Raw genomic sequence first — 26457 nt, 5'->3', positions numbered from 1 at the left:
TTGAAATGTCGACCAGGCCCCCCACCTAGCCTGGACTGGACATCAAACGGACGCGCGGCACATGGAAGCTTTGACCTGGATCGGCCTGACGGCGCTGCTGATAGCGCTGCCTTTTTACTACCCGCGCTGGCGACTGCGGCGGGTGCTGGCCCAGCCCCTGCCGGCCGAGGCGCTGGCCATCCTGCGGGACAACATCCCGGTCTACCGCCGCATGGCGCCCGACCTGCAGCAGCAGTTGCAGCGCATGGTGGTGCAGTTCCTGCACCAGAAAAAATTCATCGGCTGCGAAGGCCTGGAAGTGAGCGACGAGATGGCCGTCACCATCGCCGGCCAGGCCTGCCTGCTGCTGCTGAACCGCCCCAGCAAGGTCTATCCGGCGCTGCACACCATCCTGGTCTACCCGAGTGCCTTCGTGGCGCGGCGCGCCGAGGTCGGGCCGGGCGGGGTGGTCACGCCGGGCCACCACAGCATGCTGGGCGAGTCCTGGGACGACGGCCGCGTGATCCTGTCCTGGGATGACGTGCGGCGTGGTGCCGGCGACTGGACTGACGGCCACAACGTCGTGCTGCATGAATTCGCGCACCAGCTCGACAGCGAGTCGGGCCGCGCCAACGGCGCGCCCTATCTCGGCAATCCCGCCAGCTACCGCGAATGGTCGGAGGTGCTGGAGCGCGATTTCCACCACCTGCGGCACAGCGCCATGTACCGTCAGCACAGCGTGATGGACCACTACGGCGCCACCAATCCTGCCGAGTTCTTCGCCGTCGCCACCGAGACCTTCTTTGAAAAACCGTACCAGATGGCCGAGCACCACGCCGAGCTGTACGCCGAATTCCTCAAGTACTACCGGGTCGATCCTCGAGCATGGATGACGCCGCCGCCACCACCGGCCGAGCCCACCTACGACTGGTCGCCCGGCTGGTCGCATTGAACACCCACGATTTCCGAACTAGTGCATAATCGTTTCAGCCGCGCACGCTGATGCATGTCGTCCGCCTGCGCGATCTGCACAGGACAGACGCTGTCGCGAGGCTATTGATATGCAATTTGACGAATTCGACTTTCTTTCCTCGGATGCCGCCGGCGCGCCCGCCGCGGCAGCGCCCGCGCCCGAGGCGGCGTCACCGCTGGTGCGCCTGCAGTACCTGGTCGACAACACGCCGGCCATCATCTATTGCACCGTGCCCAGCGGCGACTTCAAGATGACCTTCGTCAGCAACAACGCCTTGAACGTGCTGGGCTACCGTCCCGAGCAGATGGTGGCCGACCCCAACTTCTGGTTCGACCACATCCATCCCGACGACGCCCCCAACATCTTCTCCAGCCTGGCGCTGGTGTTCAGCGAGGGCCAGCGCGCCTACGAATACCGCTTCCGCATCAGCGACGGCAGCTATCTGTGGATGCACGACACGCTGCGCCTGATCCGCGACGACAAGGGCGTGCCGCTGGAGGTGATCGGCTCGCTGACCGACATCACCGCGCGCAAGCGCATGGAGGAGGCGCTGCAGGCCAAGGGCCTCGAGCAGCAGGCGCTGATCGGCGAGCTGCGCAACGCCCACGAGCAGCTGCTGCAATCGGAAAAAATGGCCTCGATCGGCCAGCTGGCGGCCGGCATCGCGCACGAGATCAACAACCCGGTGGGCTTCGTCAACTCGAACATGGGCTCGCTGAAGAACTACGTCGGCACCCTGCTGGGCGTGATCGAGCGCTACGAGCAGGCCGCCGCGCCGCACCCGGCGCTGGCGGCGCAGCTGGCGGCGCTGCGCCAGCAGGCCGACCTGGAATTCCTCAAGGAGGACGTGACCGACCTGGTGCGCGAATCGATGGACGGCCTCAAGCGGGTCAAGGACATCGTCCAGGCGCTCAAGGATTTTTCCCACGTGGGCGAGACCGAGTGGCAGGTGGCCGACCTGCACCACGGCCTCGACAGCACGCTCAACATCGTCAGCAACGAGATCAAGTACAAGGCCCGGGTCGACAAGCAATACGGCACGCTGCCGCCGGTCACCTGCCTGGCCTCGCAGCTGAACCAGGTGTTCATGAATCTGCTGGTCAACGCCGCCCACGCGCTGCGCGAGCAGGGCGTGATCACGCTGCGCACCGGCGCCGCCGACGGCTGGGTGTGGATCGAGGTGGGCGACAACGGCTGCGGCATCGCGCCGGAAAACCTGAACCGCATCTTCGAGCCCTTCTTCACCACCAAGCCGGTCGGCAGCGGCACCGGACTGGGCCTGTCGCTGTCCTACGGCATCGTCAACCGCCACGGCGGCCGCATCGAGGTGGCCTCGGTGGTGGGCCAGGGCACGCGCTTCACGGTGCACCTGCCGGTGCAGCCCACCCAGGCCGCGACCAGCGGCTGACCACCGGGGGCTGAGCGCTACAGGATGACGGCGCCGTCGTCGTCGCGCTTGACGTCGAGCAGGCCGGGCTCCTCGGCCTCCAGCCGCCGCGCCTCCAGTTCCTGCGGCGTCAGTGGCGGCGGCGCCACCAGCGTGGCGCGCTCGGCCAGCGCCAGCCGCACGTTCTGCTCCAGCTCGGCCGCGTCCCAGGGCTTGCTCATGAAGCGGAACGCCTGCGCCTGGTTGATGGCGCTCAGCACGGTGGCGTACTCGGTCGAGGCGCTGAGCATGATGCGCATGGTGTTGGGCGCCACGTCCCGCAGCGCCTGCAGCAGCTCGCCGCCGGTCATCTGCGGCATGTTGTAGTCGCAGATGACCAGGTCGAAATCGCAGTAGCAGATGCGCTTGAGGGCGTCGTAGGGATCGAGGCAGGTCTCGATCTGCGGCGGGTCGGCGCGGAACATTTGCAGCAGGGCGCGCTGCAGGGCGTTGAGCACGTTGACCTCGTCGTCCACCAGCAGGATCTTGCTCATGCGTCCCCCTTGGGATTGCGCACCCAGATCGCCAGCCTGCTGCCGCTCTTGGTCTCGAAGTCCTGCACCTGCTGGATCATGCGGGCGTCCAGCACATGGTCGACCGACAGCAGCATCAGGCCGTCGCGGCTGATCAGGTCGCGCGCCAGCACCATGCCGGGCAGCAGCTCGCCGGACAGCACCTCGACCCCGGCGCCGGCGTCGGCGCCGCCGTCCATGATCTGGCGGAAGGCCGTCACCACGTTGGGATCGTAGCGCTTGCCGCTGGCGTCGAGGATCAGCGACTTGGCTTCCTCGGGCCGCAGGTGGCGCTGCACCATCGCCCCCTGCTGCAGATTGTAGTAGTCGGCCGCCAGCGCCAGGATGCGCGCGCCCAGCGGGATCGCCAGGCCGGCCTTGCCGTCGGGGAAGCCGTTGCCGTCGAAGCGTTCGAGCTGGCTGCGCAGGATGGTGGCGCTGCCGCGCAAGTCCTCCAGCGGCATCAGCAGCTCGGCGGCGCGCTGCGGGTGCTTGCGGAACAGGCCCAGTGATTCGCCGTGCAGCATGGTCAGCGGGGTTTGCAGCAGCTCGTCGGAAAAGCCGATCTTGCCGATGTCGTGCAGCAGCGCGGCGATGAAGATTTCCTGGGTCGCGCGCGGGTCCAGCTCCAGCCGCACCGCCAGCTGGCGCGCCAGCTCGGCCACCAGGCGCGCGTGGCCGGGCCGGTTGTGGGCGCGCAGCTCGATCATGCTGGAGAAGATCTTGATGGTGGTGACGAAGTTGGACTTGAGCTTGCTGTTGGCGGCGCTGGTGGCCTCGTGCTCGGCCTTCAGCTGCCGGGTGCGCTCCTCGACCTTGGCCTCCAGGCTCTGGTTGAGCGCCTTCAGTTCCTCGTTCTGGCGCAGCGTCAGCGCCTCCAGCCGCAGCTTGTCCTGCTCCAGCTGGCGCCGCTCCAGCGCGTGGCGCACCACCAGCAGCATGTCGCCGTCCTCCCACGGCTTGGTGATGTAGCGGTAGATCTCGCCGCAGTTGATGGCGTCCTGGATCGACTGGATGTCGGAATAGCCGGTCAGCAGCAGGCGCACGGTGTCGGGCCAGCGCGCCCGCACCTGGGCCAGGAACTGGGCGCCGTTCATTTCCGGCATGCGCATGTCGGAGATCACCAGGTCGACCTGTTCCTTCTCCAGCACCTCCAGGCCCAGCGCGCCGCTCTCGGCGATCAGCACGCGGTAGCCGGCCGGGCGGAACAGGCGCCGCAGCGAGGACAGGATGTTGGGCTCGTCGTCCACGCACAGCACGGTGGCGATGGTGGCCGGCGCGGCCGCGGCGGACAGCATGCTGCTCATGGCGGGGCCTCGCCCGGCGCCTCGGCCTGGTGGATCGGCAGCCGCACGCGGAAGCGGGTGCCTTTGCCGAGCTCGGTTTCGACGTCGATCCGGCCGCCGTGCTTCTGCACGATGCCGTAGGCCAGCGACAGCCCCAGCCCGGTGCCCTTGCCGACCGCCTTGGTGGTGAAGAAGGGGTCGAAGATGCGCGACAGCGTGTCCGGCGCGATGCCGCTGCCGTTGTCGGCGACGTCGATCCACACCTGGCCGTCGCCGTCGGTGCCGGTGCGCACGGTGATGCGGCCGCGCTGCTCGCCGATGGCGTGGGCGGCATTGACCACCAGGTTCATCACCACCTGGTTGATCTGCAGCGGCAGGCACTGGATGTCGGGGATGTCGCCGTATTCCTTGACCACGTCGGCCTTGTACTTGACCTCGTTGCCGACGATGTTGAGGGTGGAGTCGATGCCGCGGTGCAGGTTGGACCAGACCCAGTCCTGGTTGGCGTCGACCCGCGAGAAGTCCTTGAGGTCCTGGACGATGTGGCGCACCCGCACGATGCCTTCGCGCGACTCGGCCATCAGCGAGGGGATGTCCTCGCGCAGGAAGGCCAGGTCGATCTGCTCGCGCCGCGCGCGCAGCGCGGCCGCCGTGGCCGGGGCGCCGACGTCGGCCTCGGCCTGCTGGTAGGCGTCGAGCATCTCGAACAGCTGGTCCAGGTAGGTCTGCAGGGTGGTGAAGTTGGAGAAGATGTAGCCGATCGGGTTGTTGATCTCGTGCGCCACGCCGGCCGCCAGCTGGCCGATCGAGGCCAGCTTGTCGGCCTGCACCAGCTGCTGCTGGGCGCGCGACAGTTGGCTGTTGAGCTCGGTCAACTCCAGGTTGCTGCGGCGCAGCTCGGCCTCGGCCAGGTGGCGCTGGCGGATGTCCTCCTGCAGCTGCTCGTTCATGTCGGCCAGCTGGGCGGTGCGCTTCTCGACCACGTTTTCCAGGTTGTCGTAGGCGCGCCGCAGCGCGTTCTCGGCCACCCGCCGCTCGGTGACGTCGCGCAGCGTCTCGATGGCGCCGACGATGCGGCCCTGGTGGTCGCGCAGCGGCGCCGCCGTGAAGTGCAGCCAGTGGCCGCTGGCGCCGATGTTGGGGAAGAAGTCCTCGGCCTCGTAGGCGCCGGGGATCAGCGCCGAGCGCTGGAACTTGCCGGGGTAGTGCAGCTCCAGCAGATGGTCGTCGCCGGCCACGATCAGGTCGGCCAGCACCGGGCGCTGCTTGGGATAGAACGCCTGCCAGTGGTTGCTGGTGCCGACCATGGCCAGCTTGCTCCAGCCCAGCAGGTGTTCGCAGGCGCGGTTCCAGTGCGTGATCACGTGCCGGGTGTCGATGGCGAAGGTGGCCACCGGGTGGCCGTCGAAGAACTCGGACAGCGCGATCCCGGCGTGCGCCGCCAGGTCGGCCTCGGGCAGCGGCAGAGGGGCGCTGGCGCCCGGGGTGGAGGGGGCGGCGGCGTTCATGGCGTCAGCATCTGGCACATGGTTTCGAACAGCTGCTCGCTCTCGGCGAACACGCCGGCCCAGGCCGCCTCGCTCAGGCCCAGCGACCGCCAGGCCGTCAGCGACAGCGGCGGCACCTGGTCGTCCTCCTGGCCCGACAGGTCGAGCGCGTGGGCCAGGACGTTGGCCACGTAGATCACGGTCGACAGCGTGGCCGGGCCGGCCTCGGCGGCGCGGTGGTGGTCGGCCACGGCGGCCTGGATGGCGGCCGGGAACTTCCAGTGCTTGGCCAGCGCGCTGCCGACGCTGGCGTGGTCGATGCCGAACACCGCCATCTGGGCCGGCGCGGCCGGGCAGTCGTGCTCGCGGCGGTGGGCGCTCACGCGGCGGTACTCGGCGGGGAAGCGGGTGGCCAGCACCAGCGTGCCGAGGTCGTGCAGCAGGCCGGCGGTGAAGGCGGTGTCCGGGTTGACGCGCACGTGCGGCGCCAGCACGCGGGCGCACACGGCGCTGGCGATCGAGTGGCGCCAGAAGGCCGGGAAGTCGAACTCGCTGCCGGGCGCGGGCGCGAAGCTGGCGGTCACCGAGCAGGCCGTCACCAGCGTGCGGATGGCGTGGAAGCCCAGCACCGACACCGCCTGCTGGATGGTGGTGACCTTGGCCGGCATGCCGTAGAACGAGGAGTTGGCCAGGCGCAGCGTCTTGGCGGTGAGCGCCTGGTCGAGCGTGATCTTGGCGGCCAGCGCGTGGGTGTCGATGTCGTCCTGGTCCATGGTGGCCAGCAGTTCGCTGACCACCGCCGGCAGCGACGGCAGGTCGCGCACCGCCTTGATGATGTCGTCGGCGGTCATGCTGGCGGTCCTTCGCGGTAGGCGCGCAGCTGTTGCAGCAGCACAGCGCCGCCCTCGCTGCCGGCGCTGTGGCGGAACAGTCGGTCGAGCCGCTCCAGTTGCAGGGCGCGGGCGCGCGCCAGCGCGGCCGGGTCGGGCGCGTCGGCCTGGGACCAGACCACGCAGCGCTCGATGCCGCGCCGGCGCAGCGAGGCCAGCGTGGCGCTGGTCAGCGTGGCGTCCTGCGGCAGCAGCACGCCGCCGTGGTCATCCAGCAGGGGGGCGGCCAGGGTCATGCCTTCGACGGCTTGCTCCAGGCCGATTTCATTGGGGTGAGCGGTGACGGTCATCGTTCTGTCTCCATGAGGCTAAGGGTGATCAGGCTGCCGCGCGAGGCCGAGTGCTCGCCCATGGGGTAGCACATCACGGCGTAGCGCAGGCCGTCGATGTCGGCCAGGTGGCGGTGCGGCTGGCCGGCGTCGGTCTGGGGGGCGGCGCCGTCGGCCGGGAACAGTTCGGGCAGCACATGGCAGGCCTCGTTGCCGAGCAGCGCGCCGCTGTGGCGGAACAGGCCGGCGGCGGCGCCGTTGATGAAGGCGATCATGCCGGCGTCGTCCATGCCGATCACCGCCAGCGGCAGGTGCTGCAGCAGCTCGCGTGCGACGTTCAGGCTGATCTCGTCGCGGCTGATCTGGCGCTGCTTTTCCTGCAGCAGCTGTTCCATGCGGCGGTTGGCGGCCGCCAGCTCCTGGTTGGCGCTGCGCACCTCCAGGTGCAGGCGCTGGTTGTCGTCGGCGATTTCCTTGACCCGGAAGGCGTCGGCGATGTGGCCGCGCAGCTGTTCGTCCTCCCAGGGCTTGGTGAGGAATTTGTAGATCGCCCCCTCGTTGACGGCGTCGGTCACCGACTGCAGCTCGGTGTAACCGGAGAGCATGATGCGTATGGTGTCCGGCACCACGTCCCTGGCCTTGCGCAGGAAGTCCGCGCCCAGCATGCCGGGCATGCGCTGGTCGGAGACGATGACGTCGACCGGGTGCTCGGCCAGCACGGCCAGGCCCTGCGGGCCGTCGTTGGCGGTGTAGATCTGGTACTGGTCGCCGCGCAGCAGGCGCTTGAGCGCGGCCAGGATGTTGGGCTCGTCGTCCACCAGCAGCAGGCGGCGCGGCGGCCGGTGCATGCGCAGCAGGTGCTCGGGCAGCAGGCGGCCGCTGGCCAGCAGCTGGTGCAGCTCGGTCGAGGCCAGCGGCGGCGCGAAGAAATAGCCCTGGATCTGGTCGCACATATTGCGGCGCAGGAAGTCGCACTGGGCTTCCGTCTCCACGCCCTCGGCCACCACCTTCATGCCGAGGTTGTGGCCCATGGCGATGATGCTCTTGGCCATGGCGGCGTCGTGGCTGTCGGCCACCACGTTGCGGACGAAGTCGGCGTCGATCTTGATGGCGTCGAAGGGATAGCGCCGCAGGCTGCTGAGCGAGCCGTGGCCGGTGCCGAAGTCGTCCAGTGTCAGGTTCAGGCCGCGCGACTTGAAGCCGGCCAGCACGTCGTCGCAGGCGGCGCCGGCTTCGTTGAGCGCGGTCTCGGTGATCTCCAGCGTCAGCGCGGCGGGGGTGATGGCGTAGTCGTCCAGCATGGCGGCGACGGCGGCGCCGAAGCCGGGGTCGCGGAACTGGCTGGGCGCGACATTGATCGCCACCCGCAAGCCGTTCTGTCCGCCGCGGCGCCAGGCTTGCAGGTCGCCGCAGGCGCGCCGCAACACCCAGTGGCCGATGGCGGCCGTCATGCCGGCCGCCTCGGCCTGCGGCAGGAAGGCGTGGGCCGGCAGCAGGCCGCGTTCGGGATGCTGCCAGCGCACCAGCGCCTCCAGGCTGACCACGGCGCCGCTCTGCAAGTCCACCAGCGGCTGGTACAGCAGGCACAGCTGGTCCTGCGCCAGCGCCTGTTCCAGCGCGGTATGAAACGGCTGGTCCGCTGCGGCCGGCGCAGGTGGGGTATCGTGCGTGTTCGGGGCTGCATGCATGGGGCGTGCCTAGCTTGTTGATAGCCAATAGATATCGAAAACCCAAATCGATTATAAGGCCACGCCCGTTTTGTTGCGTGTCCGCTGGCAGCTTTTTTTGCCGCCCCGCGATTTGCATGGGGTTGTTGCTTATCGGAGACTATGCCTGCGCTGGCGGCAATTTTGGGTATGATGGTCGCTATACTAAAAAACCTGGCAGCCGCCGGACTAAGGCGTTGTGATAGGGGGATAGGGCAATGGCACACGCATGGGTAGTGCTCACTCGTCCGGACGGCCGCGATGTGGCGGCGCCGTCCGAAGCCCAGATGGCGGCGGTGCTGGCCGATGTCTACAGCGGCAAGGCCGCCAGTCCCGACGGCGGCCCCGGCAGCGCCGTGCTGCGCTTCGGCTATGACGACGGCTTGATGTATGAAGTCGAGGTGTCCACCGACGGCCGGGTCCGCTTTGCCGAATGGTCGGACCGCGATTGCGAAATCGCGCTGGCCGGCCCGCGCGTGATGACCGCGCTGGCGCAGGCCGACGCGCTGCAGCTGTGGCGCCTGCTGGCGCTGCGCCAGGTGGCCAAGCTGCGCAGCCAGCCGTGGCTGGAGGCCGGCTGAAGCGGGCGGCCGAACGCAGCGATTGAACCCGGCGATGGAACCCGGCGATTGAACTCAGCGGCGGCGCTGTTCCAGCCGCGTCTGGCAGGTGATGCACAGCCGCGCCTCGGGCCGCGCGTTCAGCCGCGAGTAGCCGATCAAGTCGCCGCAGTGCTCGCACAATCCATAGCTGTGGTCGTCGAACTTGGCCAGCGCCTGGCGCACGATGCGCAGCTGGCGCGCCGTGTGCTCGGCCGCCTCGAGCACCAGCGCGTTGAGGGTGCGCTGGCTGGCGTTGTCGGCCGGCGACGCCTCGGCCTCGTGCGGCGGCGGCGCGCGCACGTCGGCGCTGCGGTCCAGGTCGCCCGCCAGTTGGCTCAGCAGGTCGGCCCGCGCCCGTTCCAGCCGCGCCTGCAAGGCCGCCCATTGATTGTCATCGAGTCCGTTCATGCCGCGTGCTCCTTACGGCATTGGACCTGCGCGGCGCGATTTCGTTCGGCGCGGCGTCAGCCCGGCGCGGACAGGGCGGCCAGGTGGTGCCTGAGTTTTTCCAGCGGCGCGGCCAGGTGGTCCGGCTTGCCGGCGGCGACGGCCGCGCCCAGCGACAGCAGGTCGGCGCTCAGGTCGATCCAGTCCTTGATCCGGTCGATGCGGGCGATGGCGTCCTGGGCGCGGCGGCTCAGGTCCAGCAACTGCTGCTGGTCGCCGCCCAGGCCGGCGGCGGCCAGCCGGGCGCTGTCGAGGTAGAGGCTGTTGGCGCGCTGGCGCAGCTGCACTTCGGTTTCAAACAGCGCCTGCGCCGTGCCCTGCGCCATGGCGGGCGCGCTGCCGCTTGGCGTGCGCAGGGCGCGCATCAGCTGCGCGTGCAATGCGTCGGCGCTGGCGGACAGGCTGTCGGCCAGCGCTTCGATATCGTGCTGATCTGCCATGGCAGCTCCTTGCTGGGGTTATGGTTGCGGGATCTGGCTGAGCAGGGCGCGGTGGCTTTGCTCGATGGCGGCCAGGCTGTTTTGCGCCCGCGTGTTGCGCACGCCGACCAGGTGGTATTCGGTCTGCTTGTCGTGCTGCTGCGACCTGGCCAATGCCAGCAGCAGGCGGTCGCGGCGGGCGTCGAGGAAGGGGATCTCCGTCTCCAGCATGCCGAGCACGATGCGCTCCTCGTTGTCGCTGGTCTTGCCGTACAGGCGCAGCAGGGTGCGCATGGCGGCCAGCAGCTCCTGCATCGCCTGGTGGCCGTCGCGCATCAGTTCCTGCACCGCGTTCTCCTGCGCCGGCCGGGTGAGGGCGCGCGCGAGCAGCCGCGTCAGGCCGGCGTAGGCGTTGACGTGGCGCTCGTCGATGCCGTTGTCGGGCCAGGCGCGGATGCCGCCGCTCATCGACTTGATCTGGTCCTCGAGGTCGTACTGGTGGTCGCCGGCCAGCTGGCCCAGCGCCTGCATATACGCCTGCACGCCGGCCTGCAGCTTGACGAAGTCGTCGCAGGCGGCCTGGCGCTGGCTGTCGAGCTGGCGCTCGCGGGCGTCGGCGGCCGGGCTCAGGAAGGGTTGTTCGCGCTGGTAGGTGGAGCGGTAGCGCTCGGTCAATTCATGGTAGGCGCCCAGCTTGGGCGATTGCGCGGCGAAGGCGCGCACCTCCGCCATCCGGGGCGTGCTGCTGGCGCAGCCGCCCAGCAGGGCCAGCAATCCGAAGATCAGCAATACACGGGTGAGTTTCATCGCGGTGGCTCCCAAAGTGTCAAGACATTTTTGTCCCGGCTAAATACCGCCGTGTTGCGAATGCGCAGATCAGGCGGTCAGCGCCTGGCGCCAGCCCAGGCCGGCCATGGTGTCGCCGGCCGGCAGGTATTCGCAGCCCAGCCAGCCGTCGTAGCCGAGCGCGTCGATGTGGCGGAACAGGTGGCGGTAGTTGATCTCGCCGGTGCCCGGCTCGTGGCGGCCGGGGGTGTCGGCAATCTGCATGTGCTTGATCATCGGCAGGTGGGCGCGGATCGTGTTGCTCAGTTCGCCCTCCATGCGCTGCATGTGATAGATGTCGTATTGCAGGAACAGATTCGGGTTGCCGGCCTCGGCGATGATGTCCAGCGCCTGCCGGCTGTGGTTGAGGAAGTAGCCCGGCATGTCGTAGTGGTTGATCGGCTCGATCAGCAGCTCGATGCCGTGCGGCGCCAGCGTGGTGGCGGCGTGGCGCAGGTTGTCGACGTAGGTGGCGTGGGCGCGCTCCGGCGCCACGCCGGCCGGGAGCTTGCCGGCCATGCAGTGCAGCCGGGGCACGCCCAGCTCGGTCGCGTATTCCAGCGCGCTCTGCACGCCGGCGCGGAACTCGTCCTGGCGGCGCGGATCGCAGGCCATGCCGCGGTCGCCCGCGTTCCAGTCGCCGCAGGGCAGGTTGAACAGCACCAGTTGCAGCTGGTGGCGGCGCAGGCGCTCGGCCAGCTGTCCGGTCTCGTAGGCGTAGGGGAACAGGAATTCGACACCGTCGAAGCCGGCCTCGCGGGCCAGCGCGAAGCGTTCCAGGAAGGGCGCTTCGTTGAACAGCATGGACAGGTTGGCGGCGAACTTGGGCATCGATGGCTCCGGGCGGACTGTGGCGGAGCCGCTATCGTAACCGCAAATGCCGTTGGCACGGCGCGCCGTCACACCCCGCGCGGCGATCCGCCTGGGGTCGGACCCCGTACGGGGTCCGACCCCGCCTTGCCGGGGTGGTTCGGGGAACTGCTTATCGGCCGCGGCCGCCGGAGCGGTGCTGGGCCGCCGCGCGCGGGGCGCTGGTGCCGGTGCGTGGAGCGCCGCCGGCCGGCGCGCCGGGAGCGCGTGGCTTGCCGCCGCCGTTGCCGCCACCGCCGCCCGACTTGGCGCCGGCCGCGGCAGGCTTGCCGCGTCCGCCGCCGCCGTTACGGCCGCCACCGCCGTTGCGATGGCCGGGGCCGCCGCTACGCAGCTGCACCGGTTGCGGACGCGCGTTCAGGTCCGGCTCGAAGCCAGGGATCACTGCGCGCGGCAGGGTTTGCTTGATCAGCTTCTCGATATCCTTCAGCATGTCGTGCTCGTCCACGCAGACCAGCGACACCGCTTCGCCGGTGGCGCCGGCGCGGCCGGTACGGCCGATGCGGTGCACATAGTCTTCAGGAATGTTCGGCAGGTCGTAGTTGACCACGTGCGGCAGCTGGTCGATGTCGATGCCGCGCGCGGCGATGTCGGTGGCCACCAGCACTTGCAGCTTGTTGTCCTTGAACTCGGACAGCGCCTTGGTGCGCGCCGACTGGCTCTTGTTGCCGTGGATCGCCATGGCGCCGATGCCGTCGCCGCCCAGCTGTTCGACCAGCTTGTTGGCGCCGTGCTTGGTGCGGGTGAACACCAGCACCTGCGACCAGTTGTTGGCCTTGATCAGGTGCGACAACATCGGATGCTTCTTGTCGCGGTCGACCGGGTGGATCAGCTGGGCGATCACTTCCACCGCCGAATTGCGGCGCGCCACTTCGATCATGGCCGGCTTGTTCAGCAGGCCGTCGGCCAGCGCCTTGATCTCGTCCGAGAAGGTGGCCGAGAACAGCAGGTTCTGGCGCTTGGGCGGCAGCGCGGCCAGCACTTTCTTGATGTCGCGGATGAAGCCCATGTCCAGCATGCGGTCGGCTTCGTCGAGGATCAGGATTTCCACGTGCGACAGGTTGACGGTGCGCTGTTCCATGTGGTCCAGCAGGCGGCCCGGGGTGGCGACCAGGATGTCGACGCCGTGCTTGAGCTGCTTGATTTGCGGGTTGATGCCGACGCCGCCGAAGATCACGGTGGAGTTCAGCTTGGTGTACTTGCCGTAGATGCGCACGCTTTCCTCGACCTGGGCCGCCAGTTCGCGGGTCGGGGTCAGGATCAGCGCGCGGATCGGACGGGCTGCGGTGTTGCTGGCGAGCGCAGCGCCTTTGGCGTCGGTCGACAGGCGGTGCAGGATGGGCAGGGTGAAGCCGGCGGTCTTGCCGGTGCCGGTTTGTGCGCCTGCCAGCAGGTCGCCGCCATTCAGGACAGCTGGGATCGCCTGCTGCTGGATGGGAGTGGGCGCGGTGTAGCCGGCTTCGGTAACAGCGCGGACGATAGCGTCGGACAAACCGAGGGAAGAAAATGACATGATGACTTTTTGTTAAGATAGGCCTGTCGCATTTGAAGCGCCAGTCGCAGGCAATCAGAGTGGATGACACTGCGGCTAAAGGACTGGTCAGAGGTGCCGCAGTCCTGAGTATAACAGCTCAGGCCAACTCATGTTTCATTTAGGAAATGAAAAAGGCCCGCAAGGGCCTTTTTTTTGTAACAAACATTCTAATTTCAGGCTTTTGGCTGCTCGCCGAACTGCGTCAGCAGGCCGACCATCTGGCCGAAGATCTTCGGGCTGGCGGCGATGATGTCGCCCTTGTACAGGTAATCGGACTCGCCGTTGAACTCGCCGACGATGCCGCCCGATTCCGTCACCATCAGGGCGCCGGCGGCGATATCCCAAGGCTTGAGGCCTTTTTCATAGAAGCCGTCCAGGCGGCCGGCGGCCACGTAGGCCAGGTCCAGCGCGGCGCTGCCCGGGCGGCGCACGCCGTGGCAGCGTTCGGCCATGATGCCGTACATCTTCAGGTATTCGTCCAGCGCCTTGGCGTTGCCAGCCACGTAGCCGGTCGACAGCAGGGCGTTGGCGATGCGGTCCAGCTTGGTGACGCGGATGCGCTTGTCGTTCAGGTAGGCGCCGGCGCCCTTGGTGGCGGTGAACAGGTCGTTGCGCACCGGATCGTAGATCACGGCCTGGGTGATCACGCCGCGCTGCGACAGCGCGATCGAGATCGAGTACTGCGGGAAGCCGTGCATGAAGTTGGTGGTGCCATCGAGCGGGTCGATGATCCAGGTGAATTCAGTCTCGTCGTTGGCGTTCTTGGACGGGCCCGACTCTTCGCACAGGAAGGCGTGGTCGGGATAAGCTTTGGACAGCACCTCGATGATGGCCTGTTCGGCCGCCTGGTCGACGTCGGTGACGAAGTCCTTGTGGTTTTTCTCGGTGACGATGACGCGGTCGAGGTCGAACGACGCGCGGTTGATGACGGCGGCGGCGCGGCGGGCGGCTTTGATCGCCGTGTTGAGCATTGGGTGCATGTAAGCTTTTCCGTTAAAAGAACGCTAACGCCCACCGGGGGCCTCAGCCTGCCCGGCAGCACATTAGTGTACAAGAATGAATTAAAGAGCGGAGCGGCGCCGACTGTGTCGAAACCGCGCAATAGCGCTATTTTAAATGAAGCTGCCCCAAATCAACACGAATCTTTTCAAACAGCGGCGATTTATTCGCTTTTCAGCGGCTGAAATTGGCAAACGCCAGTGAAATGCCCAGTGCCATCAGGATGGAGCCGATGGATTTGTCGATCGCACCCTGAAGATGGACGATCCGCGAACGCAGCGCCTGCCGCGAAAAGAACAGGGCGACCAGGCCGAACCAGAAAAAGTGGGTGAACGACATGAACAGGCCGTAAGCAAACTGTGTCGACAGCGGCGTCGCCGGTTGCACCACTTGTGTGTACGTGCTGACAACGAACATGGTGGTCTTGGGATTCAGCGCGTTGGTCAGGAATCCGTTGCCGAGCATGCCGAGCGGGGAGGTGGCGCGCTCCCGGTGCAGGTCGATCGCCAGCTTCGATTTGTTCGCGAAGGTTTTCCAGCCGATCACGATCAAATACAGCGCGCCGGCGATTTTGATGGCGGTGAACAGCGCGGGGGAATGCGCGATGACCAGCGCGACGCCGAACATCGTATAGAACACATGGACCTGCACACCAAGCGCGACGCCCAGCGCGGCCAGCAGGCCGGCGTTGCGGCCATAGAGATAGCTGTTGCGCGTTACCATCGCGAAGTCCGGGCCGGGGCTGATGGTGGCGAGTATGGTGATCAAGGCGACGGCGATCAGTTCAGTCATGTTGTCAGTTCCAGTGTAGGGTTATCGGTGAAAAATCATCGACCGGCCGCAGCGGCAGGCGACAGGCTTGCGTGGCTTTTCGATTATTGATATATTCAAAGCGAGAAAAAAGCGATTTATACTTTCGATAACATGTGAGGAAAACTGACAGATCATGAGCAGACAGCCGCCGTTGAATTCCCTGCGTTTTTTCGAGGCCGCCGCCAGGCTCGGCAGTTTTGTGAAGGCCGGGGACGAGCTGCGGCTCACCCACGGGGCGGTCAGCCGGCAGATCCGTCTGCTGGAGCAATCGCTGGGCGTGGACTTGTTCGAGCGGCGCAACCGCGGCGTCTTTCTGACGCCGCAGGGCGAGCAATTGTCGGTCGCTGCGCAGTACGCTTTCGAGCATCTCAACGCGGCGCTGGAGTCCTTGCGCAAACCCGTGCACCACCTGCCCCTGGTGGTCTCCTGCGAACCGACCCTCTCGATGAAGTGGCTGATACCGAGGCTGGGCGATTTCTATCAGCGGCATCCCGACATACAGCTGCATATCTTCGCGTCCGGGGGACCGGTCGCTTTCCAGCGCGACGGCGTCGATGTGGCCTTGCGCAGAAACGACTTCAAGTGGGAGGCCAGCGTGCACGCGGAAAAGTTGTGCGACGAGTGGGTGGGCCCGGTCTGCGCGCCGGCGTTATTGAAGCGCAGGCAGCTGCATTTGCCGGCCCAAAGAATCCTGCATACGTCCTCGCGCAAGAACGCCTGGGCCAGCTGGCGCGCCGTCACCAAAACCACGGCCGCCCACACCGGCAGCCAGACCTACGAGCATTTCTATCTGACGCTGCAGGCGGCCGGCGCCGGACTCGGTGTCGCCATCGGCTCGGTCTTCATGGCGCAGGAGGAGATCGACAGCGGGCGCCTGGTCGCGCCGTTCGGCTTTGTGCGCGACGGCTCCGAATATTGCCTGCTATCGATGGTGCCGTTCGAGGCCGATCCGCGCCATTCGGCATTCCTGCGGTGGATACGCCAACAGATGCGGTTTGGCACGCCGGCGAGTTAGAACCCGGGCCTGCGGAGCATGTTGCGCGGACGCCGGTCCTGGCCGCAGCCGCTTGCGGTCCGAACCTGGCCCTGAGACAGCGAAAAAAAATCCCGCGCGAGGCGGGACCGGATGCCGTGCGAGGGTGGCGTTTACGCTTTTGCGGCGGCCTTGCGGCGCGCGATGAAGCCGACCAGGCCCAGGCCGGCAAGCAGCATGCCGTAGGTTTCTGGCTCGGGAACGGCGGTCACCGTCACCTTGAACGCCATTTCAGGCGTAAAACCGCGTCCGTCGAAGCTCATGCCGCTCGGATCATTCGAGTACCAGAACCGGCCACCGTCGACGATGCCGTCGGAATTCTGCGTATGGCCGCCCACATTGTAGGTGCCCGAACCATTCAAACCCACGGTGGTGGCGGCAAACCAGTAGGTCTTGCCGGCGACGAGCGTGGCGCTGCTGATGCTGCTGGTGACGTCGACGAAAGTCAGTCCATTGTAGGTCTGGCCTGGCAGAACAGCGGTGCTAGCGAGCACGGCACTGGCGTCCGGGCCAAGGCTGATATTGCCGCCGATTGAGCCAAATACTTTGAATTGCAGGTCGCTGGCACCACCGTTGAGCCACAGACCCAGTTCGGTGATGTTGCCGGTCACTGGTGCGACGAAGCTGTCCGCGTAGGTGTAGGTGCCGTGCGCCGAGATCGGGTACCAGTAATTGCCTAAGTCCGGGGTTTTGACAATGGTGTCGGCCATGGCGACCGAAGAGGCCCCCAATAAAATGGCGGCTGCCGCGAAAGTGCTGATCTTGGACATCATTTGATGCTTAATTGAACTCATTTTTTTATCCCCTAGTTAGAAGTATCACAAAGACAGAACTATCACGACGACCTGCGCATTGCACTGCCCATTGTCAAACAATACAAATTAAAAGGCAATAATTTTGTGTTTTTGAGTAGAATTTAATGAAATATAGTTTATTTTTGACATCACATTTCTTGAGGCAAGTTGGGCTGGTCGAGGACGGGGTAAAATTCGGCCTGCTGGGCAGGGGAGCTGTCACCTTGCTGCAATCCCGTTTTTATCGCTACGCCACAATACGCTATTCATGAATCTGCCAGAAACCCATACCAATCTTTTCACGCGACTGCGTTTTATCCTGGTCGAGACCAGCCGCGCGGGCAATATCGGCGCTGTGGCGCGCGCCATGAAAACCATGGGTTTCAGCGACCTGGTGCTGGTGACGCCGCGCTTCGAGCACGCGTTGGACGATCCGGAGGCGGTGGCCTTCGCCAGCGGCGCCGGCGACATCCTGGCCGGCGCGCGGGTGGTCGACAGCATGGCCGAGGCGCTGGACGGCATCAATTTCGCCGCCGCCGTGTCGGCCCGGCTGCGCGAATATTCGCCGCCGGTGCTGGCCCCGCGCCAGCTGGCCGGGCAGCTGGCGGCCCAGCCGGAGCTGCGCGCCGCCCTCATCTTCGGCAACGAGCGCTTCGGCCTGCCGAACGGGATCGTCGAACAGTGCAATGTCCTGATCAATATTCCCGCCAACCCGGACTACTCCTCGCTGAACCTGTCGCAGGCGGCGCAGGTGCTGGCCTACGAATGCCGAATGGCGGTGCTGGACGGCGCGCCGGCGTCGATGAACACGCGCCAGCCCGGCGGCGACGCCAACGAGATCGGCTTCCAGGGCGAGGCCGCCAGCGCCGCGCAGATCGAAGGCATGTACCAGCACCTGGAGCAGTCGCTGGTGGAGATCGGCTTCCTCGACGCCGGCAATCCGCGCAAGCTGATGCCGCGCCTCAAGCGCATGTTCGCCCGCGCCCAGCTGGAGACCGAGGAAGTCAACATCCTGCGCGGCATCGCCCGCCACATGGTGGGCCAGCGCAAGGACTGAGACAAGATCCGCGCCCGAGCCTGGATCAAGGCGCGCCGACTAGACGCGGCGCTCTATTTTTTGCGAACAAGGTTCTCCGTCCGTTCACGTACACTAGCTGGATTAAAAAAACAGACGGACGGAGACATGACCACCCGCAGATCTTTCCTCAAGATCGGCGCGGCCGCTGCGATCACCCTCGCAGTCGGCGGCGCCGTCTATCGCCTGACGCATCCGCCGGCGCTGCCCCATCCCTTCGCGCTGGACGGCGACGCCAGGGCGGTGCTGGCCGCCATCGCGCCGGTGATGCTGGGCCCGGTGCTGCCGGCCGAAGCGGCCGCGCGCGCGGCGGCGCTGGACGGCGCCATGACACGCACCCTGGCCGCCATCCACGGCCTGCCGCTGGGCACGCAAAAAGAAGTGCAGGACCTGTTCGGCCTGCTGGCGCTGGCGCCCGCGCGGCGCTGGCTGGCCGGTGTGTCGGGCGGCTGGGAGCAGGCCGCGCCGCAGGAGGTCGCGGCGTTCCTGGAAGGCTGGCGCCATCATCGCCTCGACGCGCTGCAAACGGCCTACCTGGCCTTGCATGACCTGATCCTCGGCCCGTGGTATGCGGAGCCGTCCTCGTGGGCCGCGATCGGCTATCCCGGTCCGCTGAAGGAGCTGCAGAAATGACCAACACGAATATTCCGATCGCCGCCGCCAAGGGCCCGATACCCGACCCGATCCAGGCCGGCCTGGCCGCCGGCTGGCGTGTCACCGATTGCGCGCGGCTGGACGCCGACCTGACGCTGGAGGCCGACGTGGTCATCGTCGGCAGCGGTGCCGGCGGCGGCGTCAGCGCCGAGATCCTGGCGCTGTCCGGCCTGCGCGTGCTGATTGTCGAGGAGGGCGCGCTGCGCTCCTCGTCCGACTTCAACATGAAGGAGGCCGAGGCCTATCCGCAGCTGTACCAGGAATCGGCGGCGCGCAAGACGCGCGACAAGGGCATCAACATCCTGCAGGGGCGCACCGTCGGCGGCACCACCACCGTCAACTGGACCAGCAGCTTCCGCACGCCCGACATCACGCTGGCGTATTGGACTAAACAGTATGGTTTAAAGGACTACACGCCGGAGCAGCTGGCGCCGTGGTTCGGCATGATGGAGCAGCGCCTCAACATCAGCGACTGGCAGGCCGCGCCCAACGAGAACAACGACCTGCTGCGCCGCGGCGCGGCCAAGCTGGGCATCCCGACCGGGCTGATACGGCGCAACGTCAACGGTTGCTGGAACCTGGGCTACTGCGGCATGGGCTGCCCGACCAACGCCAAGCAGTCGATGCTGGTCACCACCATCCCGTCCGCGCTGGCGCGGGGCGCGACCCTGCTGACGCGCGCGCGCGCCGAGCGCTTTGTCATCCAGGGTGACAAGGTGGCGCAGCTGGACTGCGTGGCGCTGGACGCCGCCGGCCAGGTGCCGAGCGGGCGCCGCATCACGCTGCGCGCCCGGCACTACATCGTCGCCGGCGGCGCCATCAATTCGCCGGCGCTGCTGCTGCGCTCGGGCGCGCCCGATCCGCACGGCCTGCTGGGCAAGCGCACCTTCCTGCATCCGGTGGTGATCTCGGCCGGCACCTTCGAACAGCGCGTGGACGGCTACGCCGGCGCGCCGCAGACGGTGTACTCCGACCACTTCCTGCACACCGGCCCGATCGACGGCCCGATGGGCTACAAGCTGGAGGTGCCGCCGCTGCATCCGCTGCTGCTGGCCACCACCACCGCCGGCTTCGGCGCCCAGCACGCCGGCGACATGGCGCAGTTCCCGCACAAGCAGGCGATCCTGGCGCTGCTGCGCGACGGCTTCCACGCCGGCGCCCCCGGCGGCAGCGTGGCAGTGGACGGCCGCGGCGCGCCGGTGCTCGACTATCCGATCGGCGATTTCATCTGGGACGGCGCGCGCCGCGCCTTCCTGACGATGGCCGAGATCCAGTTCGCCGCCGGCGCCCGGGACGTGTCGCCGGTGCACGAGTCGGCGCCGCGCTACACCAGCTGGGCGCAGGCCAAGGCCGGCATCGCCGCGCTGCCGCTCAAGCTGCTGGCGACGCGGGTGGTGTCGGCCCACGTGATGGGCGGCTGCGCCATGTCGGACGATGAGCGCCAGGGCGTGTGCGGCGCCGACGGCCGCTATCATGGCCTGGCCAACCTGTCGGTGCACGACGGCTCGCTGTTCCCGACCTCGATCGGCGCCAATCCGCAGCTGTCGATCTACGGCATCACGGCGCGCCTGGCCAGCAAGCTGGCGCAGCAGCTGACCGGCAAGCCGGCGGCCCGGCCGCTCCGGACCTGACCTGAGGCGGCGCCGGGGTATGATGGCGGCATGATCAAACGCTGGATTATCCTGTTGCTGGCGGTGCAAGCGGGCGCCGCGCTGGCGCTGGCGGCCGGCCTGTACCGGCTGTGGCGGCCGGCCTGGCCCGCTCCGCTCCATCCAGCGCTGACGGCGCTGGCCTGCCTCGGCGTCGGCCTGGCGGCGGTGCTGCTGGTGCGGCTGGCGCTGTCGGTCAACAACTTCCTGCTCAGCTCGCGCGCCGGCAAGGGCGATCCCACGCCGGCCGCGCACGCGCTCAATCCGGCCAGCGCGGCCAGCCTGTTCCTGCACGAGTTCAGCGCCTCGATGCTGGCCTCGAGCTACTACATGCTGCGTCCGCTCGGCATGCGCTTGCAGCCGCAGGCGCGCGGCCTGCCGGTGCTGCTGATCCACGGCTACGCTTGCAACAGCGGCTACTGGCGGCCGCTTAGCGCGCGGCTGGCGCGGGCCGGCATCAGCCACTACGGCATCGACCTCGAGCCGCCGGGCGCCTCGATCGACGCCTACGCGCCGCAGGTGCAGGCCGCCATCGAGCGCCTGTGCGCGGCGACTGGCAGCAAGCAAGTCATCATCGTCGGCCACAGCATGGGCGGGCTGGTGGCGCGCGCCTGGCTGCGCCGCTATGGCGCGGCCGCCGTGGCGCGGGTGATCACGCTGGGCACGCCGCACCACGGCACGGCGCTGGCGCATTTCGGACCGGGCGGCAACGCCGTGCAAATGCGCTACCGCAGCGATTGGCTGGCAGCGCTGGCCGCCTCTGAGGCAAATTTGCAACGTAGTTTGTTCAGCTCGATTTATTCCGTGCATGACAACATCGTCGCCCCGCAGGAATCCGGCGCCTTGCCGGGCGCGCGCAACCTGGTTTTCGGGGCCGTGGGCCATGTGGCGCTGGGCCGGCATCCCGCCATCCTGCGCTGCGCCATGGATGAAATCGCCACCGCCGCCGAATTGTGATTTTGTGTGCATATTCGCGTTGCGCGTTACTGTATGTTTATCGATGTGTACCCATGAACAACAGGCGGCGCCATGGCAAGCGACTTCGGCACACTCATCCTGAACGAAACGCCGGACGCCGTCGTGCTGACCGCGCTGGACGGCGCCGTCGTCTGCTGGAGCAATGGCGCGCAGGCGATGTTCGGCTACAGCAGCAGCGAGGCGGTGGGCCGCAGCCTGGACGAGCTGATCGTGCCGGCCGGCCAGGACGGCAGCGAGCGCGCGGTGTTGCGTGAGACCTTGCAGCGCGGCGTCGCCAGTTACGAGTCGATGCGCCACGCCAAGGACGGCACGCTGGTCTACATCGACAGCTCGTCCAAGCTGGTGCGCGACAGCGACGGCCAGCCCGAATATATTTTGTGGAGTAAAAAAGACGTCACCGCGCTCAAGGTGCTGCGCGACGCCAAGCTGGTCCAGGCGCGCTTCGCCGGCCTGCTGGAGTCGCTGCCGGACGCCATCATCGTGGCCAACGCCGGCGGCCGCGTGGTGCTGGTCAACGCCCAGGCCGAGGCGCTGTTCGGCTACCCGCGCGGCGGCATGCGCGGCCTGGCGCTGGAGCAGCTGATGCCGTCGCGCTTCCGGCACGCGCACGTGGCGCACCGCAACGCCTACCATGAGCAGCCGGTGGTGCGGCCCATGGGCGGCGGCCGCGAGCTGTACGGCCTGCGCAGCGACGGCGCGGAGTTCCCGGTCGAGATCAGCCTGAGCCCGGTCGTCACCGAGGAGGGCACGCTGGTGATGAGCGCGATCCGCGACACCAGCGAACGCAAGCGGATCGAGCGCGCGCTGCAGGAAAAAAACGCCGAACTGGCGCGCGCCAACGCCGCCAAGGACCGCTTCCTGACCGGCATGTCGCATGAATTGCGCACGCCGTTGAACGCGATCATCGGTTTTACAGGTACTATGTTGATGAAGTTGCCTGGTCCAATTAATGATGATCAGGAAAAACAGTTGCAGACCGTGCAAAGCAGCGCGCGACATCTGCTATCCTTGATCAACGACTTGCTGGAACTGACCCAGATTGAAACCGGCAGCATGGCGCTCGACCTCAAGCCCACCCCCTGCCGCGCAGTGATCGACGAGATATTGTTGCTGTTTGAGCCACAGGCCCGGCATAAAGGGCTGGAGCTGAAATTGGTCAGCGCGCCGGACGACCTGACCGTGGTCGCCGACCGCCACGCGCTGCAACAGATACTGATGAATTTGCTCCACAATGCGATTAAGTTCACCGAGCGCGGCAGCGTGGTGGTGCGGCTGGGGCAGGGCACGGTCCATGGCCGCGCCCGTGCGACGATCAGCATCTGCGATACCGGCATCGGCATCGCGGAGAACGAGCGGGACGGTTTGTTCCAGGCCTTTTCCCAGCTCGATCCCAGCAAGATGCGGCAGCTGGAGGGCACGGGGCTGGGCCTGCACCTGAGCCAGCGCCTGGCGGCGCTGCTGCACGGCGAGATTGTGTTTGAAAGTGTATCCGGCGTCGGGAGCAGTTTCACCCTGGCGCTGCCGCTGGAACGATGACAAAGGGGAGTTCGACGTGTCGGCCCGTATCCTGATCATAGAAGACAATGCCACCAACATGGAGTTGATGGTGTACCTGTTGCGCGCCTTCGGCTACGAGCCCTTGTCGGCCAGCGATGGCGAGGCCGGCGTCGCCGCGGCGCGGCGGGAAGTGCCGGACCTGATCATCTGCGACATCCACCTGCCCAAGCTGGACGGCTACGGCGTGGTGGCCGCGCTCAAGGCCGATCCGGCGCTGCGCCACATCCCGATGCTGGCGGTGACGGCGCTGGCGATGGCCGGCGACCGCGAGAAACTGCTGGAGGCCGGCTTCGACGGCTACATCGGCAAGCCGGTCGAGCCGGACAGCTTCGTCAAGCAAATCGAGTCTTTCTTGACCGGGGCGGTGTCGACCCCGCTTAAAAACGACATCGCCACGATCCTGATCGTCGACGACCACGTGCTGAACCGCGAATTCCTGATGACCCTGCTGGGCTACGGCGGCCACCGGCTGCTGGAGGCGGCCAACGGCGCCGAGGGCCTGACCATGGTGCGCGCCGAAAAGCCCGACCTGGTGATCTCCGATATCCTGATGCCCAATATGGACGGCTACGAGTTCGTCACCCGCCTGCACAGCGACCCGCAGACGGCCGACGTGCCGGTGATCTTCTACACCGCCACCTACCGCGAGCGCGAGGCGATGGCGGTGGCGCAGTCCTGCGGCGTGCGCTGGGTGCTGCCCAAGCCGTCCGATCCCGAGGTGATCCTGCGCACCGTGCACGAGGCGCTGGGCCTGGCCGAGGTGAGCGAGGACGAGACGCTGCCCACGTTCGCGCCGGATCCGCCGCAGGAAGGGCGCTTCCACAACATCGACGACAAGGTGGCCGAATACCTGGGCGAGCTGGAGTCGAGCAGCCAGCTGCTGTCCAAGTTCGCCCACGAGACCGACGAGGCGGCGCCGGAAAACCTGACGCGCATGACGCAGCGGCTCACCAGTTCGCTCTCCAGCCTGCAGGCGGTGAGCCTGCGGCTGACCGCGCTGATCGAGCTGGGCATCGAGCTGGGCGCCGAGCGCGACCCCGGCGCGCTGGTGGAGATCGGCTGCCGGGTGGCGCAGAACATCTGCGTCTCCAAGTACGCCTGCATCGGCGTGCTGGAGCCGGGCGCGGCCGAGCTGGCCTACTTCGCCAGCTGCGGCGCCGGCGTGCCGGGCCGGCAGATCGCCCAGGCGCCGCGCGCCGGCGTGCTGCGCGGCCTGCTGGAGCAGCGCCAGGCCTGCCGCATCAACGACTTGAACGGCGACCCGACCGGCATCGGCCTGCCGGCCAGCCATCCGCCGGTGCACTCCTTCCTCGGCGTGCCGATCGCCTCGCGCGAGCGCATCCACGGCTGGCTGTACCTGGTCGACAAGCTGGGCGCCGACGGCTTCTCCGAGGTCGACGAGCGGGTCGCCGCCACGGTGGCCGCGCAGATCTCGGTGGCCTACGAAAACCTGCTGCTGTACGACGAGATCAAGCGCCACCACGCCCAGCTGACGCTGGACATGAACGCCCGCATCCGCCTTGATGAGGACCTGCGCCGCTTCCGGCTGGCGATGGACGCCACCGCCGACGCCATCTTCCTGGTCGACCGCGCCGGCATGTGCTTTGTCGACGTCAACGTCACCGCCTGCCGCATGCTGGGCTACGAGCGCGAGGACTTCCTCAAGGTCGGCCCCAACAAGTCCATCGAGGGCGGGTTGAACCGGCTGGAGGAGCTGTACGACAAGCTGCTGGCCGGCGACCAGAGCGGCGCCATGACCGAGCTGCTGCTGTACCGCAAGGACGGCTCGCCGCTGTCGGTGGAGGTGCAGCGGCGCACCCTGCGCTCCGGCCCCAGCTGGATCCTGGTGGCGGTGGCGCGCGACATCACCGAGCGCAAGGAAGCCGAGCAGCGCCTGCTCAAGCTGGCCCACTTCGACACCCTGACCGGCCTGCCCAACCGCAGCCAGTTCTACGACTCGCTGAGCCACTCGCTGCGCCAGGCCAGCGACCACAAGTGGTCGCTGGCGGTGCTGTTCCTCGACGTCGACCGCTTCAAGAACGTCAACGACACGCTGGGCCACACCATCGGCGACGAGCTGCTGCGGCAGTTCTCCAGCCGGCTGGTGGACTGCCTGCGGGTGCGCGACACCATCGGCCGCTTCGGCGGCGACGAATTCGCCGCCATCCTGATGCTGCCCGAGGGCGCGCAGAACGCCATCGCCGTGGTCGACAAGATCCGCGAGTCGATGCGCCGGCCGTTCGACCTCAAGGGCCACGAGGTGACGGTGACGGCCAGCATCGGCATCTCGGTCTATCCGGACGACGGCACCGATCCCGACACGCTGATCCAGTACGCCGACACCGCCATGTACCGCGCCAAGGAGGCCGGGCGCGACGCCTTCCGCTTCTTCACCTCGGAGATGAACGCGCAATCGCTGGCGCGGCTGGACCTGGAGAACGCGCTGCGGCGGGCCATTGACAACGAGGAGTTCGTGCTGCACTTCCAGCCCAAGGTGCACATCGGCACCGGCCGCATCAGCGGCGCCGAGGTGCTGATACGCTGGAAGCGGCCGGGCCATGGCATGGTGTCGCCGGCGCTGTTCATTCCCATCCTGGAGGAGACCGGGCTGATCGTCCGGGTCGGCACCTGGGTGCTGCACGAGGCGTGCCGCAAGATCGCGCTGTGGGGCAAGTCGGGCGCGGGCGCGGTGCATCTGTCGGTCAACGTCTCGGGCATCCAGTTCTTCGTCGGCGGGCTGGAGGAGGAGGTGCTCAAGGCGATCAAGGAGCACGACATCGCGCCGGAGCTGCTGGAGCTGGAGCTGACCGAAAGCTCGCTGATGTCCAACGCGGAAGAGACCATCACGGTGTTGCAGAACCTGAAGGCGCTGGGCATCCAGATCTCGATCGATGACTTCGGCACCGGCTATTCCTCGCTGGCCTACCTGAAGCGCTTCCCGATCGACAAGCTGAAGATCGACATCGCCTTCGTGCGCGAAGTGACCAGCAACCCGGACGACGCCGCCATCGTGCTGGCCATCATCAACATGGCGCACAGCATGAAGCTGGAAGTGATCGCCGAGGGCGTGGAGAAGGACGCCCAACTGGCCTACCTGCGCCGCCACGGCTGCGACGAGATGCAGGGTTATTACTTCAGCCGGCCGTTGCCGGAGGACGACTTCGAGCTGATGTTGCGCGAGGGCCGCTTCCTGCAGGCGCCGGCCGACGAAAGCGTGGTCGATCAGCAGACCCTGCTGATCGTCGACGACGACGCCTTCATGCTTGACGTGCTGACCGATTTCCTGTCGCAGGACGGCTACCGCATCCTGACCGCGCAGACCGCGGCCGAGGGCTTCGACATCCTGGCGCAGAACCGGGTGCAGGTGATCCTGTGCGACCAGTGCATGCCTTTGATGAGCGGCACCGAGTTCATGGAGCGGGTCAAGAACCTGGCGCCGGACACCTTCCGCATCATGCTGTCGGCCTATGCCGACCTGACGCCCATCATGGCCGCCATCAACCACGGCGCCATCGACCGCTTCTACACCAAGCCGTGGAAGGGCGCGGTGCTGCGCGAGAACATCCGCGAAGGCTTCCGCCTGCACGCGCAGGTGCATGGCGGCCACGCGCCCACGGCGGTGCCGGCGCGGCAGGTTGCCGAGGACGTCAAGGAGTGAGCCGGGAACAACGCGCAACGCA

24 protein-coding genes are annotated in these 26457 nt (G+C 67.2%); 10 read left to right on the top strand and 14 right to left on the bottom strand.

Annotated features, from left to right (window positions below):
- Window positions 1-61 precede the first annotated feature (61 nt).
- Window positions 62-931, top strand: a complete 870-nt coding sequence (locus ACEN9O_RS30200) for a M90 family metallopeptidase (RefSeq protein WP_495615460.1) — start codon at window positions 62-64, stop codon at window positions 929-931.
- A gap of 109 nt (window positions 932-1040) precedes the next feature.
- Window positions 1041-2360 (top strand): ATP-binding protein, encoded by a 1320-nt coding sequence (locus ACEN9O_RS30195; protein WP_495615459.1) that lies wholly within the window; start codon window positions 1041-1043, stop codon window positions 2358-2360.
- A gap of 17 nt (window positions 2361-2377) precedes the next feature.
- Here the strand turns inward: ACEN9O_RS30195 and ACEN9O_RS30190 are convergent, their stop codons facing one another.
- The 6 genes from ACEN9O_RS30190 to ACEN9O_RS30165 are packed head-to-tail and all read right to left on the bottom strand — an operon-like array spanning window position 2378 to window position 8510.
- Window positions 2378-2872 carry a response regulator gene (locus ACEN9O_RS30190; protein ID WP_495615458.1) on the bottom strand — a complete coding sequence of 165 codons (495 nt, stop codon included), beginning with the start codon at window positions 2870-2872 and terminating at the stop codon, window positions 2378-2380.
- Window positions 2869-4197 carry a response regulator c-di-GMP phosphodiesterase, NosR family gene (nosR, locus tag ACEN9O_RS30185; protein WP_495615457.1) on the bottom strand — a complete coding sequence of 443 codons (1329 nt, stop codon included), beginning with the start codon at window positions 4195-4197 and terminating at the stop codon, window positions 2869-2871. Before nosR ends, ACEN9O_RS30190 begins: the two co-directional genes overlap by 4 nt.
- Window positions 4194-5684, bottom strand: a complete 1491-nt coding sequence (locus ACEN9O_RS30180) for an ATP-binding protein (RefSeq protein ID WP_495615456.1) — start codon at window positions 5682-5684, stop codon at window positions 4194-4196. The genes nosR and ACEN9O_RS30180 overlap by 4 nt, the downstream gene beginning before the upstream one ends.
- Window positions 5681-6514 (bottom strand): HDOD domain-containing protein, encoded by an 834-nt coding sequence (locus tag ACEN9O_RS30175; RefSeq protein ID WP_495615455.1) that lies wholly within the window; start codon window positions 6512-6514, stop codon window positions 5681-5683. The genes ACEN9O_RS30180 and ACEN9O_RS30175 overlap by 4 nt, the downstream gene beginning before the upstream one ends.
- On the bottom strand, window positions 6511-6843 hold the full coding sequence (locus ACEN9O_RS30170; protein WP_495615454.1) for a hypothetical protein: 333 nt from the start codon (window positions 6841-6843) through the stop codon (window positions 6511-6513). The genes ACEN9O_RS30175 and ACEN9O_RS30170 overlap by 4 nt, the downstream gene beginning before the upstream one ends.
- Window positions 6840-8510, bottom strand: a complete 1671-nt coding sequence (locus ACEN9O_RS30165) for an EAL domain-containing protein (RefSeq protein ID WP_495615453.1) — start codon at window positions 8508-8510, stop codon at window positions 6840-6842. The genes ACEN9O_RS30170 and ACEN9O_RS30165 overlap by 4 nt, the downstream gene beginning before the upstream one ends.
- 236 nt (window positions 8511-8746) lie before the next feature.
- Between ACEN9O_RS30165 and ACEN9O_RS30160 the strand changes: the two genes are divergently transcribed.
- Window positions 8747-9109, top strand: coding sequence for a hypothetical protein (locus tag ACEN9O_RS30160; RefSeq protein ID WP_495615452.1), 363 nt, complete (start codon window positions 8747-8749; stop codon window positions 9107-9109).
- Between the two features lie 54 nt (window positions 9110-9163).
- Here ACEN9O_RS30160 and ACEN9O_RS30155 read toward each other — a convergent pair whose 3' ends face one another.
- From ACEN9O_RS30155 to ACEN9O_RS30125, 7 genes are all read right to left on the bottom strand, one after another.
- A complete protein-coding gene (locus tag ACEN9O_RS30155; protein WP_495615451.1) occupies window positions 9164-9538 on the bottom strand; it encodes a TraR/DksA family transcriptional regulator in 375 nt (124 codons plus the stop codon).
- Between the two features lie 56 nt (window positions 9539-9594).
- Entirely contained in the window at window positions 9595-10017 is a 423-nt protein-coding gene (locus ACEN9O_RS30150; protein WP_495615450.1) for a hypothetical protein, read from the bottom strand.
- A gap of 18 nt (window positions 10018-10035) precedes the next feature.
- Entirely contained in the window at window positions 10036-10803 is a 768-nt protein-coding gene (locus ACEN9O_RS30145; protein WP_495615449.1) for a hypothetical protein, read from the bottom strand.
- Window positions 10804-10872: 69 nt separating this feature from the next.
- Complete coding sequence (gene otnI, locus ACEN9O_RS30140; RefSeq protein ID WP_495615448.1) at window positions 10873-11652, bottom strand: 2-oxo-tetronate isomerase; 780 nt, start codon at window positions 11650-11652, stop codon at window positions 10873-10875.
- Window positions 11653-11803: 151 nt separating this feature from the next.
- Window positions 11804-13204 carry a DEAD/DEAH box helicase gene (locus ACEN9O_RS30135; RefSeq protein ID WP_495615447.1) on the bottom strand — a complete coding sequence of 467 codons (1401 nt, stop codon included), beginning with the start codon at window positions 13202-13204 and terminating at the stop codon, window positions 11804-11806.
- A gap of 194 nt (window positions 13205-13398) precedes the next feature.
- The gene (locus ACEN9O_RS30130; RefSeq protein ID WP_495618558.1) at window positions 13399-14196 is read right to left on the bottom strand and encodes an inositol monophosphatase family protein; all 798 of its coding nucleotides are present in this window, start codon (window positions 14194-14196) and stop codon (window positions 13399-13401) included.
- Between the two features lie 202 nt (window positions 14197-14398).
- Entirely contained in the window at window positions 14399-15016 is a 618-nt protein-coding gene (locus ACEN9O_RS30125) for a LysE family translocator (protein WP_495615446.1), read from the bottom strand.
- A 154-nt stretch (window positions 15017-15170) separates the two neighbouring features.
- Between ACEN9O_RS30125 and ACEN9O_RS30120 the strand changes: the two genes are divergently transcribed.
- Complete coding sequence (locus tag ACEN9O_RS30120; RefSeq protein WP_495615445.1) at window positions 15171-16052, top strand: LysR substrate-binding domain-containing protein; 882 nt, start codon at window positions 15171-15173, stop codon at window positions 16050-16052.
- 131 nt (window positions 16053-16183) lie between these two features.
- On the opposite strand, the gene ACEN9O_RS30115 is transcribed toward ACEN9O_RS30120, so the two are convergent.
- The gene (locus tag ACEN9O_RS30115; RefSeq protein WP_495615444.1) at window positions 16184-16843 is read right to left on the bottom strand and encodes a PEP-CTERM sorting domain-containing protein; all 660 of its coding nucleotides are present in this window, start codon (window positions 16841-16843) and stop codon (window positions 16184-16186) included.
- A gap of 289 nt (window positions 16844-17132) precedes the next feature.
- Between ACEN9O_RS30115 and ACEN9O_RS30110 the strand changes: the two genes are divergently transcribed.
- The 6 genes from ACEN9O_RS30110 (at window position 17133) to ACEN9O_RS30085 (ending at window position 26435) form a co-directional block, all read left to right on the top strand.
- Entirely contained in the window at window positions 17133-17921 is a 789-nt protein-coding gene (locus tag ACEN9O_RS30110) for an RNA methyltransferase (RefSeq protein WP_495615443.1), read from the top strand.
- Window positions 17922-18047: 126 nt separating this feature from the next.
- Window positions 18048-18572, top strand: a complete 525-nt coding sequence (locus ACEN9O_RS30105; protein WP_495615442.1) for a twin-arginine translocation signal domain-containing protein — start codon at window positions 18048-18050, stop codon at window positions 18570-18572.
- Window positions 18569-20224: a GMC family oxidoreductase N-terminal domain-containing protein gene (locus ACEN9O_RS30100; protein WP_495615441.1), complete on the top strand. Its 1656-nt coding sequence runs from the start codon at window positions 18569-18571 to the stop codon at window positions 20222-20224. Before ACEN9O_RS30105 ends, ACEN9O_RS30100 begins: the two co-directional genes overlap by 4 nt.
- Before the next feature lie 30 nt (window positions 20225-20254).
- Entirely contained in the window at window positions 20255-21199 is a 945-nt protein-coding gene (locus ACEN9O_RS30095; RefSeq protein WP_495615440.1) for an esterase/lipase family protein, read from the top strand.
- 72 nt (window positions 21200-21271) lie between these two features.
- Window positions 21272-22756, top strand: coding sequence for a PAS domain-containing sensor histidine kinase (locus ACEN9O_RS30090; protein ID WP_495615439.1), 1485 nt, complete (start codon window positions 21272-21274; stop codon window positions 22754-22756).
- A gap of 16 nt (window positions 22757-22772) precedes the next feature.
- Window positions 22773-26435, top strand: coding sequence for an EAL domain-containing protein (locus ACEN9O_RS30085; protein ID WP_495615438.1), 3663 nt, complete (start codon window positions 22773-22775; stop codon window positions 26433-26435).
- The last annotated feature ends 22 nt before the right edge of the window (window positions 26436-26457 follow it).

The organism is Duganella sp. Dugasp78, from assembly GCF_059491455.1.
Note: the sequence above shows the minus strand (reverse complement) of the source record. Positions and strands in the feature narration are given on the sequence as shown.